Genomic DNA, 15,875 nt, shown 5'->3' on the forward strand with positions numbered 1-15,875 from the left:
AACCGGAATGAAACACACCGCATTTAATCTGGATCAGATCGATCTGGCCGATCTGCCCGTCGCGTATATGTATGCCTGTTACGGCCCGAACCTGTCACAAACTGCAGGCGGGATGATGCTGGTGCGTTGCGGCTACCGGATCGACATCAAGGCCGCCATTGGGCGGCTAATGCTGGCCAGGGTCATTCACAATCAGGGTCAGAATTTCAGCATTAACGAAGATTGGCGCTGGGATATTCTGGCTCATCTCAAAAGCATAGGCGAGCTGGAGCAATGGCTCTCCGTCGCGCTGGAACAAAGAAACAATATCCAGCCCTGGCAAGCTGATGCCCGGCAAGCCTTTACCCAAAAAGCATTGCAGGCTGCGCTGCTGAACGCGCCGGAGCAGCTGGGTTCGGCGCTGTATCACATGACGATTCAGGGCGTCACCAGTGATATGCTCGAGCATCACCCGGCCCGCACTTTTTTCGGCCATGCCAGCGCTAAAAAGCTGTTTATCCAGCTGAGCCCCAAAATCCAGTCCATCGTCTTGGGCGATTATCTGCATTATGCCAATCTGGCTCTGCTCGGTAGCAAAGCCCAGTACGCCTATATTGACGAGCACTTTGCCGAACTTTTCGCAGGTGATGAGGAGTTGGCCGGGTATATGGCTTGGCAGTCCTTCCTGCGTGGTTTGCAGGGCAATACCCTCAAATATTTGCACATGGCCGATCCCGAAACCGAAGGCGAGTTGCGGCTGGCGCTATGTACCGCCGAAGACCGCCACGAGCAGGCCATCGGGATCGCCAATACGCTGCTCGATTTTCTAAAACGCGAAACCGGCAAGCGCAAGCTCGCCCTTCCCGGCTTTGCCGGGCTGTTTTACAGTGCCTCATTATTGTCGCAACGCCAAAACCAGACCGCGCTCAAAGCGCTGCAAATGCAATTCGAGGCGGGCGACAGGGCCAATGAATCGCGGGTTTACGAGCCGCATCTGAACTGGGTCAAGCGGCTGATCAACCCGGCTGCGCCGCGTGAAAATCGTCTGGTCTACGCGCCACCACCACTGGGTGGCCTGCATACGCTGTTTGATTTGCTGCTGCATAGCTGGGGTGAATTCGAATTTCCTGCCGACTGGCAAGCCCATCTGGAATTGATTCTTGCCAGCTGGCAGGAATACGACTGGGCGCGCGAAGAGCTGGCGCTGATCATCGACCGGCATTTTGACACCCGCTGGGCCACACCCGGCTGGCATGCGGCAAATCGACTGACGCCGCTGATCGACATCGTCCAGCTTGAACCGGCCTGGCAGCGTGCATTGCTGGCCTTGAGTCAGTTCAATAAATCGCCCGACACCGCGCCGGCGGCCAGCACCCGGCTGGCCTGGCTCTTGACTGCAGGACGCAGTGGCATCCTGCTTGAACCGCGCGAGCAGAAAGTCAGCACCAAAGGCGTCTGGAGCAAGGGTCGTGCAGTGGCGCTCAAGCGCCTGTTGCAGGGCGACGTCAGCCTGAATTATCTCTCCGAACAGGATAAACGCATCAGCAGGTATATCTCTACAGACTATGGCTACTATGGCGAATCGGGCTATACCCTTGATGGCGAAGCCGCGCTCCCCGATCTGGTCGGCCATCCTTACGTGTACTGGAGCGATTCGCCCGATGTGCGGATCGACATTGTTGCCGGTGAAATCACGCTGCAGTTGAAAGAATCTGCCGGCAAAATCTCGCTCAAGCTTGACCCGGCGATCAGCGCCGGTAATACGATCAGCTGGAAAAAAGAAACGCCGACCCGGCTCGCCGTTTACCAGATCACACCGGAAGTCACCCAGATCGCCGGCATTCTCGGCAAGGGGCTGACTGTACCGGCCGAGGCCAAATCTCACCTGGTTGACGCGATCACCGCAATTGCGCCGCTGATTGCGATTCACTCCGATTTGCCCGAGCTGTCTGCCCATCTTGAAAGCGTGGCAGCCAATCCGCTGATTCACGCGCATTTGCTGCCAATCGAAACCGGCTTGCGACTGCAGTTTCTGGTTCGTCCGCTTGCCGAGAGTGGCTGGTTTATCCCCGGCAAGGGCGCAGCCAATGTCGTTGGCGAGCTGGAAGGCCGCACCGTACAGGCCGAGCGCGATCTGAAAGCCGAAAAAGCAGCGCATCAGGCCGTACTCAATCATTGCACCGCGCTGGCCAATGCCGAGCTGGAAGGCAACGACTGGCAACTTGATTCACCCGAACTCTGTCTGGAATTGCTCGCCCAATTGCGCGAGCTGCCGGGCGTCGAGCTGGTCTGGCCCGAGGGCGAGCGCTTCCGCCTCAAAGCCTCGCGCAGCATGAGCCAATTGAAACTGGGCATCAAGCAGCAAGGCGACTGGTTTGTTGTTAACGGTGAAATCGAGCTCGACGACGGCAAAGTGCTGCAATTGCGCCAGCTATTGCAATTGCTGGACAAGTCGCCGGGGCGTTTTATCCAGATCGGCGACAACGATTATCTGGCGCTGACCGACAATCTGCGCCGCCGGCTAGAAGAACTGCGCACATTGGCCGACGACAGTCGCGACGGTTTGAAAATGAATCTGCTCGCCAGCAATGCGCTGGCCGAGCTGGCTTCCGAAGCCGGTGAAGTCGCCGCCGACAAGGCGTGGCAAGCGCATCTGGCCAAACTCGACAGTCTGGCGCAGCACCAACCCAAAGTCCCATCGACCTTACAAGCCACGCTCCGCGATTACCAGCTCGAAGGCTTCCAGTGGTTATCGCGCCTCGCCCACTGGGGCGTCGGTGCGTGTCTGGCCGACGATATGGGATTGGGCAAAACGGTACAAACACTCGCCCTACTGCTGGAGCGCGCGCCAAACGGCCCGGCGCTGGTTGTCGCACCGACTTCGGTCGCGATCAACTGGCAGGCCGAGGCGGCTAAATTTGCACCCACACTCAAGATTCGTAATTATCAAAACGAACGCTCTTTGGGTGACTTGTCACCTTTTGATTTGATCATCGTCAGCTACGGGCTATTCCAGCAAGACGCCGAAGCCTTTGCCACCGCGCACTGGCATACCGTCGTACTCGATGAAGCACAGGCGATTAAAAACAGCCAGACGCGCCGCAGTCAGGCCGCGATGAGCCTGAACGCCGACTTTAAAATGATCGCCACCGGCACACCGATGGAAAACCATCTGGGCGAGCTATGGAATCTGTTCCGTTTCATTAATCCGGCACTGCTCGGCTCGCAGGACAAATTCAACCAACGCTTTGCAACGCCGATTGCAAACAGCCAGACCGACCCCAAAGGCAGCCAGCGTGCGCGCGCCGCACTGAAACAGCTGATCCAGCCTTTCATGTTGCGCCGGACCAAAACGCAGGTACTGAGCGAGCTGCCATCGCGCACCGAAATCACGCACAAAGTCGCGCTATCGCGCGAAGAGCTGCATTTGTACGAAGCGCTACGCCAGCAAGCGGTTGAAAAAATTGACAGCATGAACCCGGACGAGGGCAACAAACCGCTGCAGGTGCTCGCCGAAATCACCAAATTGCGCCGATTCTGCTGCAACCCGAAACTGGTGATGAAAGACAGTCAGCTCGCCGGCAGCAAGCTCGCCGCCTTTGCCGAAATAACCGAAGAGCTGCTCGACAATGGCCACAAAGCGCTGGTTTTCAGCCAGTTTGTCGATCATTTGAGCATCGTGCGCGAATGGCTGGACGGGCAAGGCATTGCTTATCAGTATCTCGATGGCGCGACGCCGGTCAAACAGCGGCAAAAAGCCGTCAACGATTTTCAGGCCGGGATTGGCGATGTGTTTCTGATCAGCCTGAAAGCCGGCGGATCGGGACTGAACCTGACCGCCGCCGATTATGTCATCCACCTTGATCCGTGGTGGAATCCGGCCGTCGAAGATCAGGCGTCGGACCGCGCGCACCGGATGGGTCAACAACGCCCGGTGACGATTTACCGGCTGGTGGCCGAAGGAACGATTGAAGAGCAAATCGTTGCGCTGCACAGTGACAAGCGTGACTTGGCTGACTCGCTGCTCGAAGGCGGCGATGCATCAGGCAAGCTGGATAATGAGGCGTTGTTAAATTTGCTCAGAACCGTGAGGTGATAGGTATATCAATAAAGCTCATGTATCTCATAGCCCATCAAAAAAACCCCCTAATAAAATTGGAAGTTGAATTATTAACTTTCCTCTTAGTTGCTGTATGCCAGATTGACGCTCACCTCTAGTGATTACAAAAAACTTCAAATAACTTACCAGCAATGTACAATTGCGAGCTCCGTGAGCAACGGAGATTATCTGTCCCGCCCCCTATTCCTGTGTGATCGCAGCCACCTTGAAGAATTCTGATTTATTGCTGCCAACTCTTGGTTGAATCCGTTATGAACACTATCCGACTCTTACCTGCTATTGTTTTTGCCATCGTGCTGTCTGGCTGTGCCGGCACAAACTTCAAGCAACCCGACCCTACTGCCCTGATTGTCGGAAAATCGACTTCTGCCGACGTGACTCGCGTCATGGGCTCGCCGCTTCAAACAGGAGAAATGCTGAAGAATGATGAAAAGATTCGTATTGTCCGCTACGCCTACGCTGAAGGGGCTGGAACCGGACGCTACCCTGGTGTCGTTCCAGCGCGTGCCATGATTTTTTCTACTTTAAGCGATTTGCTTGTGGGCAAAGAGTTTGTAAGCTCCTTTCCCGATGATGCGACAGAATTTGATGAAACTAAAATTCCGGCCATTACCAAGGGAAAATCAACTCGCGCCGATGTTGTATCCTTGCTTGGAAAGCCCAATGGAGAGGCTATCTACCCTCTACTAAAGAGCAAAACGGATACGGGGTTTGTTTATAGTTACAGCCATGCGAAGGGAAATGTCTTCAACATGAAGTTCTATAGCAAAGCGCTGATTGTTGCCTTTGATGCAAACGGTGTTGTGAGCGAGGTTGAATATACGTCCTCTGGAGAAAAGTAATTCAGCCCTGCCACTCAATCGGCAGCTGGAAAGCGCTGCTTTTCACCTCGACACCTCGGGATAGGTAGGTTGGTTCTAAGGCACGAAGCCCAACGTTTACCTGTTGGGCTTCGCAAACTCAGCACCAAGCTATAAAGCCCTTTCGCTTTGGTTTCAATTAAGATCCGCCGGAAAAATCACGCCGGTCTGGCGGCGAATTTCGGTGAGCAATTTGGCTACGATCAGCGAAGTTTCAAGTCCGCGATGCGCCACTTGCCCGGCGGCGATCAAATCGGCAAAGCTTTCAGCCTCATAGCGCATGGTGTTGCTGCATTGCGCCTGATTGATGGCTTGCTCGGCTCCACCACGCGGCGTGAATTTGACGTCCAGACATTGAGAAATTTTGCCTATCGTCAGCGTGCCCTCTTCGCCCTGGATTTCGCTGGGGATCAGCGAATCCGATACTTTGGAATGCACCAGCACCGCGTCAAAATCGCCGTAATCAAGGCAAACCGTGCCATGACCATCAACGCCACTTTCCAGCAAGTTCGCCGTCGCAAAGACTGATTTTGGCTCGCCCCATAAGGCCACGGCCGTGGCGAGGCAGTAATAGCCAATATCCATGATCGAGCCATTGGAAAACGCCGGATTAAACGTATTCGGGTTTTTCCCTTCCAGATAGGCAGCGTATCGGGACGAATACTGGCAATAGTTAAAAAATACTTTCCGCAGCCGTCCGAGCCGGGGCAAGGTCTGCTGGATCGCCAGGAAGTTGGGCAGATGCGCGCCCATAAAGGCTTCGAGCAAGACCACCTGATTTTTGCGGGCACAATCGAGCACCGCTTGTGCTTCGCGCACATTGGAAGCCAGCGGCTTTTCACAGATCACATGTTTTTGATGGTTGAGAAACAGTACAGTCTGCTGCACATGCAATGAATTGGGGCTGGCGATGTATACGGCGTCAATCAGGTCGGATTGGGCGAGCGCCTCCAGGGAGTCGAAATAATGCGCGACCTGCGCTCCAAATTGTGAATATTGCGATCCAAAGGCTTCGGCTTTCTGCAGCGTGCGCGAATACACTGCAGTCAGCTTTATCCGCCCCGTTTCATGCGCAGCATCGACAAAACGTTGGGTAATCCAGTTCGTACCCACCACAGCCAGACGTATCATCAGCGACTCCAGAGCAAATGGCGCAGCAGCCATCAAAGTAGTCATTGTACTCGTCCCAATCCGCACTGGTCATTTACGGCAACGCTGTGATGCTCACGGTGGCTTGATGTGCCTTTCCCAGACGCATCGATTTGCGCGCCTGCCGCCAGCTGACGCACTAAACGCAGAAAACCTTGCATTAGTTTGACTGAGTCAACAATTATCCGGATCATCGTTTATTTCCCCTATTCAATGAACGATATGATCCGGATTGTTTTCAGAGGTGAGTTACAGGCAGGCCAGCGCCAAGAGGAAGTGGCACCACGTCTCGCCGCGGTACTGAAAATCCCGCTTGCCCAGGCACAGTCACTGTTTTCCGGCTCGCCAGTCACGCTCAAACGCAATCTGCCCCGCGCCGACTTCCCGCGCTACGCCGAAAATCTGTCGCGTATCGGTATTGTTGTCGAGATGGAAGATGAAGTAGCTGCGTCGGCACAGCCCATTCCACCAGCACCGATCAAAGCTGAGCCAAGCACACCGACCCCACTGCCAGCGGCTCAGTCCGCGCCAGCCGATGACGATAATCTGCTCTTTCCTTCGCTGTTTGGCGCGACACCCAGTTCAGTGCCCAATTCAGCGCCAAGCCCGGCACCCGCTTCCATCAATACCACAGCCGCAGCGCCGATCACGCTGGTGAGCGAGCCGGAGCAGATCAATTGCCCGAAATGCGGCGCCCTGCAGCCCAAACGCACGCTTTGCCGGGAGTGCAGCGTGGATATGCCGCGTTTTGCCGCTGCACAGGCGCAAGCGACAACTAAACCGGCAATCACCGCTTCGCCCAATGGCCAGCCGCTGCGTGCCAGCCAGCTCGCACCTGACATCAATCAGGAAGACTACGCCGAAGACACACCGCCTTTCAGGGCGATGAGCTTCGAAGGCCGCCTCTGCCGTGTCCGTTACATGGCTTATGCGGTGGGTGCCATGCTGCTCGCCGGTCTGGTTTTCGGCCTGATGATTCCGCTGGGGATGATTCGCAACTGGGTCGGCGTCGGTTTCTTTGGCTTGCTGTTTCTCGGCTATCTGATTCGCCTGAGTACGCTGCGTCTGCACGATATGGATCGCAGCGGCTGGTGGCAGCTGATCCTGATCCCGATTGTCCTGCTACAGGGTTATGGCGCCTACAAGCTCTCAACATCCGGCTCTTCGCTGCTGTTTAATTTGAGCAGCCTGCTCACGATGGTCTTTACGCTCTGGCTGATCATCTGGCCAGGTGACAAAAAGGGCAATGGCTTTGGGTTTCCGAATGAGCGCAATACCGGCCTGGGCTACCTCGGTGCTGTAGTTTTCTCTTTGTCGCTCATTAGCGGCGGTATCGGCGCCAAGCAAAATCGTTTGCCGGGCTTGCCAACTGACAAGCAGGCAGCACAACACGCTACGATCACGCTGTATTGCACCAGCAATGACGAGCCATGCGTTGAGGCGCGTGACTGGTTTAGCGATAATCCGGACTACGCCTACGACGACTGCAATATCGAGACTTCCCCAGCCTGCCGCAGCGAGTTCGAACGCATCGGTGATTCTGTGGTGCCGCTGGTCGTGGTCGGCAACCAGAAACACAACACCTTTGATCCGGAATGGATAGAGAAGGAAGTAGTTACCCAAACGCTGCTCGGTAGCCAAGCTGCCGCCGAAGAATAAGGGAAGCCATAGCGCCTTATGCTGATTCTGCCCTTACCCTCAGCGCCCGACTGGCGTCGCCCTCCCTGGGTGACGCTGGGCATCATCATGCTGTGCTGCTTTATTTATCTGTTCTTGCAGCTTAGCGACGAGCCTATCGAGGAAAAGGCCTATACCCTTTATTATTCGCAAAAACTCGATCAACTCGAGCTGCCACGCTACCTTGAGCATTTGAATCAGACCGGCAAGTCCGCACAAGCGGAGGAGCTGAAATCACACAAAGCGGGCGAGCATTTCACTTTGCTGCGTATGCAGGCCGACGAAGATTTCATGCGCCGCCTGCACAATGACGAAATCGTCAAACGCGAAGAACCACGCTGGGCAGATTGGAAAAAACAACGCGCCGAATTCGAGGACATCCTCGCCCAAAGCTTCACCGACCGTTTTATCCTCAAGCCGGCCAATCCGACCTGGTACAGCCTGCTGATGCATATGTTTATGCATGGCAGCATCGACCACCTGCTCGGCAATATGGTCGTGCTTTTTATTGTCGGCTATACCGTCGAGGCCGCTCTTGGTGGCCGGCGCTATCTGGCCTTTTATCTGCTCGCCGGGCTGGGCGCTACCAGTGCCGATCTGATTCTGACCTCGGACAGCTTTATCGGCTCGCTCGGTGCATCGGGGGCGATAGCCGGTGTAATGGCGATGTTCGTCGTCATTTACGGTCTGAGAAAAATCCGCTTCTTTTATTTTGTGTTTTTCTACATGGGAACGCTGCAAGCTTCGGCGCTGTTGATGCTGCTGGTCTGGCTCGGCAAGGAATTGCTGCAAAAAGCGATGAATCCCGGCAGCAATGTGAACTACTACGCCCACTTCTGCGGACTATTGACCGGCGCGCTACTCGCCACGCTGTATCGCTGGCAGCGCGGCTGGCAGACTGCCGATCACGTGATTGCCGAAGAAAGCAATGCGGAACGTCGCAAACAGCAAGCGCAAGCCGAAAAGCTGCTCGCGCAATTGCAGTTTGAACCTGCCGCCCGACTGCTGGCCAAGCTGGCGGAAGCTGATCCGGCCGATCATCAGTTGCTCACGGATTTTTACCAGACTGCGAAAATGCAAGCCGATACCGGACTGCGCCAGCGCGCCTGTCATCTGGTCTTGCGCCACAATCCGGGTGTGGCGCTCACCGCCGAGGCCTGGCAGCAACTGCTTGACCTGAAAGCACCATTACCAAAACTGGCGACCAGCGACTGGATGCGCCATGCGGTAAGCTGGATCGACGCGGGCTTGCTGCATCCCGCAGAAATGCTGCTGTCTATGCTAATCCGCAAAGCCAGTCATCACGTCGGCCTGTCCGCCCAACTCTACCGGCTAGGTCAGGGTTTCCAGCGGGCAGGTAACGCCGACCGTGCATTATCCTGCTGGCGCACACTCATCCGGCAATACCCGGACTCGCCCGAAGCCAGGCTCGTTCGCAAACCTCAGTAGAGGCGATCAGTGCGTTATCGTGCGTATGAAAATGCTGCACAAATCAAATTATTGCATGGGTATATTCATCAGTTTCAATGCCAGATTGATCTGCATGAGAATACCCATGGCAAGTATTGAGCGCAGCGAAATCGGAGAAATGAGAACGCGGCGCAAGCCTCCGAATTCGCTACGCTTTTTCGGAGCTACGAGCTCTGCGCATTGCGTAGTTTGATTGGCGCGTCGTTATCGTTGGCGCGCCTTTTTGTCGTCCAGAAGTCCGGCAATAACCTCACGCTGCGCAGCAGTCCCTTTAAATCGACCAGATAGAAGGAGAGCCATCGCCGTCATTGGATTGCGATCAACAATCTCAGAGTCAATACTTCCCGCGTAGTGCAATAAAATTTCGACAGTAGAAGGATCGCCTTCAATAACCGCCCAATGCAATGCACTGCATCCCTGAAAACCAATTAGATTCGTATCTGCTCCAGATTCAAGCAACAGCTCCACGATTTCATGGCGCATTTTTCCATCAAAATCTTCCTCCGCCGACCACCGAATAGCATTAATTAATGCAGTCTCTCCACCAGCGCTTACTGCATCTACGTTTGCCCCAAAGTTGCATAAGGTTTCTATTGTGGCCTTGTTTCCAGCGTCTGCTGCTATCATCAGCAGAGATGTGCCATCCCCATCGCAATCACATGCAAGATTGGGCTGAGCCTGCAAAATTGAGAAAAATTCCTGTTGACGAATTGAATCCAAACTCCCCCATCGAATCAATGACTCAAGATGTGAAAAGACATCATTTTGAATGCTCATAACTGTCATTTCTCCTTCCGGCAAAACCCTTCACGCGGCATTCATGGCTCGCTTGCGTTACCATATTCGGCATTGCTTTCGGAGAGTTGATGAACAAAGCACACTTCACCAAAGCTATGGGTATTATTTTGTAGCTCTTTATACTAAAAGGCTAGCGACATATACCCACTCACACCTGCTGCAAGCGCTGGATCACCGTTTGCAATTGCAGCGCTTCATCGCGAACGGCGTGGTTTGGAAAGCGCTGTAGCAGCATGTCGAGGATTTTGAGCGCCTGTGCATCGTTGCGCAGATGCTCGGAGGCGAGCCGTGCGCCCAGCAGCAGCACTTCCGGCAGCGCCGCATGGTTGCCAAACTGCTGATCAAACCCTTTAACCAGCGCCAGCGTCAGATCGTGCCGATGCGCATTGAGCGCCGCCCGGCCGAGCGCGGCGCGCACATGCCCATCCGCCGGCAGATATGCCGGATGAAGGCGGCGAACGGATTCCAGCACGCGCAAACCAAGGTCGTCGCGCTTTTGCTGCAGAAGGATCGACAAATAGCGATCCGCTTCGCGCGGCAGCTCAGCTCGATGTGGCTCGGATGCCAGCAGCAATTTGAAATAGCCTTCGCGCAAGCTTAGATCCTGCGGATTAGCCTGCACAGCAGCGGCCAGCAAACGGATGGCCTCGCCGACTTGCCCAGCCCGCACCAGCTCACCGGCCTGGGCAAGCTGGCTGCGTGCGTCGGGTTTGTCACCCTTGGTATTTTGCGCCTGCGTGCCGCCAGCCTGCTCGATCCCAAGCGCTTCGTGATACTGGTGCAGCACATAGCCCATCAAGGCGTACATCACGATCACGAAATACATATTGATAAAGAAGAACAACAGCGGTGTGATCGCTTCGGGCAAACGCGGCAGCAGCAAGGAAGAAGCCGCTGCGCCACTGCCCGTCAGCAGGCTCAGGCAGCCCCACATACCCAGATAGGGCAAGCCGATAGCGCGCATGACCCGCCATAACTCTTCCGGATTCATCGATTCGGCTAAATCATCAGTCAAAGCCAGCACCATGATGCTGGCCGGAATAAGCAGCAGCAAAGCCAGTGAAACCACAATCAGCGCAACCTGCCCCATCAGCTCGCCAAAGGCACTGCCGACCAGACCTGCCAGCAAGGGAATCAGCGCAGCGCCGATGAGCAACACCAGAAACTGCTTGTATGGCCGGTAGGGGTGCTCTTGCGTGTTTTCCAGCCAGGCCTGCTCATCCGCCTTACCCAGAGCGATACGCTCCAATACTTTGAACGCATGCCGCAGCAGTGCAACGAACAGCAGTCCACTCAGCACTAAAGAAATGATCCCGCCGTCGATCACGTGATTGAGCAGCCAGAAAGCCATCGACAGCAAGGAGAGGCTCAGTAGCGAATCAAATCTGAACGGGTAGGCAAAAAAGAAAGGAAAGCGCTCCCAAAAAGGAGCAATCGCAGGCTGGCGCATGGGGAAGATGAGAACGGTGGGTAAAGGAGAATACCGACCACTTTATCAGACTTCGCTGTCAGCCTGAAGTCAACAGCAGCAAAGGCTGCTATAGGAAGACAGAAATGGGTCTTTCTGCAATTTCTGCGGGTCTGGCTGATGGGCGAAATGCAGTTTTATTAGATACACCGATGCAAATAAATCTTGCATAGACTGAACTTAAGGTCTTTAATTTCTGTAAAGACAGAAATAAAGGAATTAAGAATGAAACTTAGCCCAACCATGCAAAAATACATTGTCCATTGGGGTGAAATGGGAACGCGCTGGGGCGTCAACCGCACTGTTTCTCAAATTCACGCCCTGCTCTTTTTGGCCAATAGTCCAATGACTGCCGACGAAATCATGGAGACGCTAAATGTTGCTCGCTCTAACGTCAGCAATAGCCTAAAGGAGCTACAAAGCTGGGGGCTGGTTCGGGTGCAGCATGAGTTTGGCGACCGCCGCGATCATTTCGTTGCGCTGCAGGATGTTTGGGAAATTTTCCATGTCATTGCTGAAGAGCGCAAAAAACGCGAACTGGATCCAACGCTCACGGTATTGCGTGAATGCGCGATTGAAGCCGAAACCGATCATGAAATTGAAGCGGCCACACGGCAAAAGATGGATCAAGTCCTCGAATTTTTGGAGCTATTGCTGTCTGGCTACGATGATTTTAAAAATTTGCCACCGAGTACCGTCATCAAGTTGCTCAAGATGGGCAGCAAGCTAGGCCAGCTCGCTTCAATTTTTAGCAGCAAAGATGATGCCTGAATTTTTCTTCACACATAGGAGATTGACCATGCCACGCTATGAGATTTTTTATGATGATGCCTGCCCAATGTGCCGTTTTGAAATACTGCGTTTATTGCGGCTCGATACTGAAAACTGCTTTAGCGCCATTGATATTAGCAATCCGCACGCTGACTTGAATGGCCTGGATATAGGAGAAATGCAGCAACTGCTGCATATCCGTCGCGATGATGGCCAGATGCTGATTGGCGTTGATGCCATTGCTGCGCTCTATCAGGCAATTGGTCATGGCTGGTGGACTGGCCCATTACTGTGGAAGATCAGCCGCCCTGCTGCAGCGCGGCTTTATGCTTGGGTCGCACGACATCGTTACCGAATCAGCGCTTTGCTCGGCTTTGCGCCACGCTGTACTGATGGCGTCTGTAAATTGTAAAAATTCGCTCATATATTTCTCTTTTCACAGAAATAAAGGAAGAAACCATGTCGGAAATCAGCTATTTTCTCGCCGTCATCAGCCTCAGTTTGTGCTGTAGTTTACTGGCTATTCTCTGGTTACAGCGCGCCATCGGCCCCTTGCTACGTGAAAATTGCCCCGGCAGTGGCGCGCATTACTGGCAACACACGCTGTCCGCATTACAGCTACTGATTCCCCTCCTGCTGGTACTTGTTTTTGCCAGTCGCCTGGACTATGGCCTGGTCGAATCGTTAAGAAAAACAATGATCTGGCTGCTGTTCGGACATTTGGCTGCCATTGCCATCATTGCCAAAATCGTCTGGAGACGGCTGGTACCACAACCCGATACTGAAAAGGAAATTACATGAGAGTTCTCATCCTGGGCGGTAGTGGTTTAATCGGCTCAGCACTGGCTCATACACTTCGTCAGCATGGGCATCCGGTGTCAATACTTAGCCGATCAGACGCAACTGATCGCATTGATGGCGATTTTCGCCAGCTCACTTCGGTCGCTGACTGGTTGCCGCTGTTGAACAATATCGACGTGGTCGTTAATGCGGTCGGAATATTTTCAGAGTCGGCAACTCAGTCGTTTGCCGATCTGCATATCAATGCACCACAGGCCTTATTCAAGGCTTGCGAACAATGCGGCTTGGCTCGCGTGATTCAAATTTCGGCGCTGGGCGCAGCAGTTGATGCCGCAACGCCGTATTGGCGTAGCAAAGGCATTGCCGATGCCGCTTTGCAGGCAAGTTCGCTGGACTGGAGCATTATCCGTCCTTCGCTGATTTATTCGCCCAATGGTAAAAGTAGCCGGTTTTTTTGCAGTCTCGCCAGCTTTCCGGTTTTGCCTGATATGCAAGGAATTGGGCAAGTACAACCTGTGCATCTGGATGACGTAATTGCGCTTTTGGTCAAGCTCGTTGAATCATCCTGTGGGATACGGCACATCATCAACGTCGTCGGTCCACAAGCCATGACACTCAATCAATGGTGGCAACAACTTCGTCACGCGATGGGGCTGAGAAAAACAGTGAATGTAGGGGTATATGAATGGATGCAATATCTGGCAATACATGCAACTAAATACCTGCCAAATGCACTATTCAATCGCGATAGCTTAAGCATGCTGCGCGCTGGCAATACGGCCGATGTGAAGCCATTTTCCGCCATATTGAGTCGTACTCCGAAAGCCGCGCAACCCGATGCATCGCAGGACGCTGTGAAACAGGCGGCATTGCTCGCTTGGCTGCTGCCTTTACTGCGTTTTTCTTTGGCTGCAGTATGGATAATCACCGCGCTGGTGAGCTGGTTTTTTCCGAGAGCTGACAGTTACGCCTTGCTGGAGCAAGTCGGTATTGCTCCGCCCTGGCAGCCCCTACTGTTTTACAGTTCGATTGCCATTGACGCGGCTTTTGGCGTTCTGTGCCTGCTTAATCGAGCTTGGCGGCTGCAACTGGCTCTGGTTCTTTTTTACAGCCTGATTATTGCAATCTGCTTGCCACAATTTCTGTATCACCCGTTTGGCCCACTGTTGAAAAACCTGCCGATTCTGGCCTTGATATATCTGTTTGATCAACTCAAACCTCGTTAAGGATTTAACCCATGGAGCACTATCTGCTCGTTAAATGGCTGCATATTCTGTCGGCAACGCTCATGTTTGGCACCGGCTTTGGCACGGCGTTTTATATGTTCGTTACCAATCGCAGCGGCAATGTCCAAGCCATTGCGGTAATTACTCGTTGGGTTGCTCGTGCCGACTGGTGGTTTACAACGCCTGCGGTGATTTTCCAGCCGATTTCAGGCTTGTTGATGGCTCACTGGCTGGGTTATCCACTGACTGCGCAATGGCTGATGAGTTCGCTGATTTTGTACGCGCTGGCCGGAGCCTGCTGGTTGCCTGTGGTCTGGCTGCAACTAAAAATGCGCGATATGGCGCAAATCGCAGCCAGCAACAATAAACCGCTACCCGCGCTGTACTGGCGCTATGAAAAAATCTGGACCGTACTTGGTTTCCCTGCATTCATCAGCCTGATCGTCGTGTATTGGTTGATGGTCAGCAAACCGTTTTAAGTGGAAATGGTTTGAACCGCTCTTACTCTATTTTCAATGACAAAGGACTTTGCCATGACTTTAAATCAGCATTTTCTTGTAACCGGCGGCAGTGGCTTTATTGGCAGTGAACTGGTGAAGCAGCTCATCGCCGCAGGACACCGCGTGAGCCTGTTTAGCCGTCAGCCTGCCGCTATCACCGCAAAATTTGGCGGCAAAGTCACCGCTTTTAGCAACTGGGATGAACTTGGCAGCGATCAGGTCTTTGATGCAGTGATCAATCTGGCGGGAAGCCCGGTCGTTGGACCTCGTTGGTCCGCAGCGCGCAAACAAGTCTTGATCTCCAGCCGCGTCGGGACGACTGAAGGGCTCATGTCGTGGATGAATCGGGCAGCCAGAAAACCTGCCGTTTTGGTCAATGGTTCGGCCATAGGCTACTACGGCTGCCGGGATAACGAAGAGCTCGATGAAACGGCACCACCACAAAACGAATTTATGTCGGAGCTCTGCCAAAAATGGGAAGCAGCGGCGCTCAAAGCTGAAGACTTGAATGTGCGTGTCGTGAGATTGCGGCTTGGCCTGGTATTTTGCTCACACGATGCGAAAGGTGGTGCATTACCGAAGCTGATCACCCCTTACTATTTCGGCCTCGGTGGCCGGATGGGAGATGGTCGGCAAGTCATGAGCTGGGTGCATCGCGATGATGTGATTGCGGTGATTTTAAGAGCCGTTTTTGATGACAGCATGAATGGTGTGTACAACCTCACTGCGCCAGAAGCACCAACGCAAGCCCAGTTTGCCAAAGCAGTAGGCCAGACTCTGCACCGCCCGACTTTTATTACAACACCAGCTTTCATCATTCACTTTCTCGCGGGAGAAATGGGTCGCTTGTTCACCAAAGGCCAGCGCGTAGCCCCAAAAAGACTGCTCGCTGAAGGATATTGTTTCAAGTACCCGACTTTAAATAGCGCACTCAACGCTTACCTTGGCATCAATTAAGCAAGCAGCAAATGCGCCGCTTTGGTCACATTGGCAAAACTGCTTGCGCCCGCTGATGGTGAATTTGTTGCAGCCTTCGTACAACCTTAGTGATTTATC

The 15,875-nt window shown here is 53.8% G+C and carries 13 protein-coding genes; 10 read left to right on the top strand and 3 right to left on the bottom strand.

What is annotated here, in order from left to right; translation table 11 throughout:
* Nucleotides 1-7 precede the first annotated feature (7 nt).
* On the top strand, nt 8-4,075 hold the full coding sequence (locus ACG2XO_RS12630; RefSeq protein WP_410498344.1) for a DEAD/DEAH box helicase: 4,068 nt from the start codon (nt 8-10) through the stop codon (nt 4,073-4,075).
* Between the two features lie 275 nt (nt 4,076-4,350).
* Nucleotides 4,351-4,941 carry a hypothetical protein gene (locus ACG2XO_RS12635; protein ID WP_410498345.1) on the top strand — a complete coding sequence of 197 codons (591 nt, stop codon included), beginning with the start codon at nt 4,351-4,353 and terminating at the stop codon, nt 4,939-4,941.
* 153 nt (nt 4,942-5,094) lie between these two features.
* On the opposite strand, the gene ACG2XO_RS12640 is transcribed toward ACG2XO_RS12635, so the two are convergent.
* A complete protein-coding gene (locus ACG2XO_RS12640) occupies nt 5,095-6,135 on the bottom strand; it encodes a Gfo/Idh/MocA family protein (protein WP_410498346.1) in 1,041 nt (346 codons plus the stop codon).
* Nucleotides 6,136-6,273: 138 nt separating this feature from the next.
* Here ACG2XO_RS12640 and ACG2XO_RS12645 point away from each other — a divergent pair, with 138 nt between their 5' ends.
* The gene (locus tag ACG2XO_RS12645) at nt 6,274-7,767 is read left to right on the top strand and encodes a DUF805 domain-containing protein (RefSeq protein WP_410498347.1); all 1,494 of its coding nucleotides are present in this window, start codon (nt 6,274-6,276) and stop codon (nt 7,765-7,767) included.
* An 18-nt stretch (nt 7,768-7,785) separates the two neighbouring features.
* Nucleotides 7,786-9,234 (top strand): rhomboid family intramembrane serine protease, encoded by a 1,449-nt coding sequence (locus ACG2XO_RS12650; protein ID WP_410498348.1) that lies wholly within the window; start codon nt 7,786-7,788, stop codon nt 9,232-9,234.
* Nucleotides 9,235-9,459: 225 nt separating this feature from the next.
* On the opposite strand, the gene ACG2XO_RS12655 is transcribed toward ACG2XO_RS12650, so the two are convergent.
* Together ACG2XO_RS12655 and ACG2XO_RS12660 are read right to left on the bottom strand one after the other, a co-directional pair.
* Entirely contained in the window at nt 9,460-10,032 is a 573-nt protein-coding gene (locus tag ACG2XO_RS12655; protein WP_410498349.1) for an ankyrin repeat domain-containing protein, read from the bottom strand.
* Nucleotides 10,033-10,201: 169 nt separating this feature from the next.
* The gene (locus ACG2XO_RS12660) at nt 10,202-11,503 is read right to left on the bottom strand and encodes a hypothetical protein (protein WP_410498350.1); all 1,302 of its coding nucleotides are present in this window, start codon (nt 11,501-11,503) and stop codon (nt 10,202-10,204) included.
* A gap of 243 nt (nt 11,504-11,746) precedes the next feature.
* On the opposite strand from ACG2XO_RS12660, the gene ACG2XO_RS12665 reads away from it, so the two are divergent.
* From ACG2XO_RS12665 to ACG2XO_RS12690, 6 genes are read left to right on the top strand one after another with little or no spacing between them, the layout of a single operon-like run.
* Nucleotides 11,747-12,292 (top strand): GbsR/MarR family transcriptional regulator, encoded by a 546-nt coding sequence (locus ACG2XO_RS12665; protein WP_410498351.1) that lies wholly within the window; start codon nt 11,747-11,749, stop codon nt 12,290-12,292.
* 28 nt (nt 12,293-12,320) lie between these two features.
* Entirely contained in the window at nt 12,321-12,704 is a 384-nt protein-coding gene (locus tag ACG2XO_RS12670) for a thiol-disulfide oxidoreductase DCC family protein (RefSeq protein ID WP_410498352.1), read from the top strand.
* A 47-nt stretch (nt 12,705-12,751) separates the two neighbouring features.
* Nucleotides 12,752-13,093: a hypothetical protein gene (locus ACG2XO_RS12675; protein ID WP_410498353.1), complete on the top strand. Its 342-nt coding sequence runs from the start codon at nt 12,752-12,754 to the stop codon at nt 13,091-13,093.
* Entirely contained in the window at nt 13,090-14,319 is a 1,230-nt protein-coding gene (locus ACG2XO_RS12680; RefSeq protein ID WP_410498354.1) for an SDR family oxidoreductase, read from the top strand. The genes ACG2XO_RS12675 and ACG2XO_RS12680 overlap by 4 nt, the downstream gene beginning before the upstream one ends.
* 11 nt (nt 14,320-14,330) lie before the next feature.
* Nucleotides 14,331-14,798 (top strand): DUF2269 family protein, encoded by a 468-nt coding sequence (locus tag ACG2XO_RS12685; protein ID WP_410498355.1) that lies wholly within the window; start codon nt 14,331-14,333, stop codon nt 14,796-14,798.
* A 54-nt stretch (nt 14,799-14,852) separates the two neighbouring features.
* Entirely contained in the window at nt 14,853-15,776 is a 924-nt protein-coding gene (locus ACG2XO_RS12690; RefSeq protein WP_410498356.1) for a TIGR01777 family oxidoreductase, read from the top strand.
* Nucleotides 15,777-15,875 lie beyond the last annotated feature (99 nt).

This window comes from Chitinibacter sp. S2-10, assembly GCF_046530675.1.
Classification (GTDB): Bacteria; Pseudomonadota; Gammaproteobacteria; order Burkholderiales; family Chitinibacteraceae; genus Chitinibacter.

What these genes read in the sequence shown, in the direction of transcription:
- ACG2XO_RS12630 (WP_410498344.1), top strand. Translation starts at nt 8, where the DNA reads ATGAAACACACCGCATTTAATCTGGATCAGATCGATCTGGCCGATCTG.
- ACG2XO_RS12635 (WP_410498345.1), top strand. Translation starts at nt 4,351, where the DNA reads ATGAACACTATCCGACTCTTACCTGCTATTGTTTTTGCCATCGTGCTG.
- ACG2XO_RS12640 (WP_410498346.1), bottom strand. Translation starts at nt 6,135, where the DNA reads ATGACTACTTTGATGGCTGCTGCGCCATTTGCTCTGGAGTCGCTGATG.
- ACG2XO_RS12650 (WP_410498348.1), top strand. Translation starts at nt 7,786, where the DNA reads ATGCTGATTCTGCCCTTACCCTCAGCGCCCGACTGGCGTCGCCCTCCC.
- ACG2XO_RS12655 (WP_410498349.1), bottom strand. Translation starts at nt 10,032, where the DNA reads ATGAGCATTCAAAATGATGTCTTTTCACATCTTGAGTCATTGATTCGA.
- ACG2XO_RS12660 (WP_410498350.1), bottom strand. Translation starts at nt 11,503, where the DNA reads ATGCGCCAGCCTGCGATTGCTCCTTTTTGGGAGCGCTTTCCTTTCTTT.
- ACG2XO_RS12665 (WP_410498351.1), top strand. Translation starts at nt 11,747, where the DNA reads ATGAAACTTAGCCCAACCATGCAAAAATACATTGTCCATTGGGGTGAA.
- ACG2XO_RS12670 (WP_410498352.1), top strand. Translation starts at nt 12,321, where the DNA reads ATGCCACGCTATGAGATTTTTTATGATGATGCCTGCCCAATGTGCCGT.
- ACG2XO_RS12675 (WP_410498353.1), top strand. Translation starts at nt 12,752, where the DNA reads ATGTCGGAAATCAGCTATTTTCTCGCCGTCATCAGCCTCAGTTTGTGC.
- ACG2XO_RS12680 (WP_410498354.1), top strand. Translation starts at nt 13,090, where the DNA reads ATGAGAGTTCTCATCCTGGGCGGTAGTGGTTTAATCGGCTCAGCACTG.
- ACG2XO_RS12685 (WP_410498355.1), top strand. Translation starts at nt 14,331, where the DNA reads ATGGAGCACTATCTGCTCGTTAAATGGCTGCATATTCTGTCGGCAACG.
- ACG2XO_RS12690 (WP_410498356.1), top strand. Translation starts at nt 14,853, where the DNA reads ATGACTTTAAATCAGCATTTTCTTGTAACCGGCGGCAGTGGCTTTATT.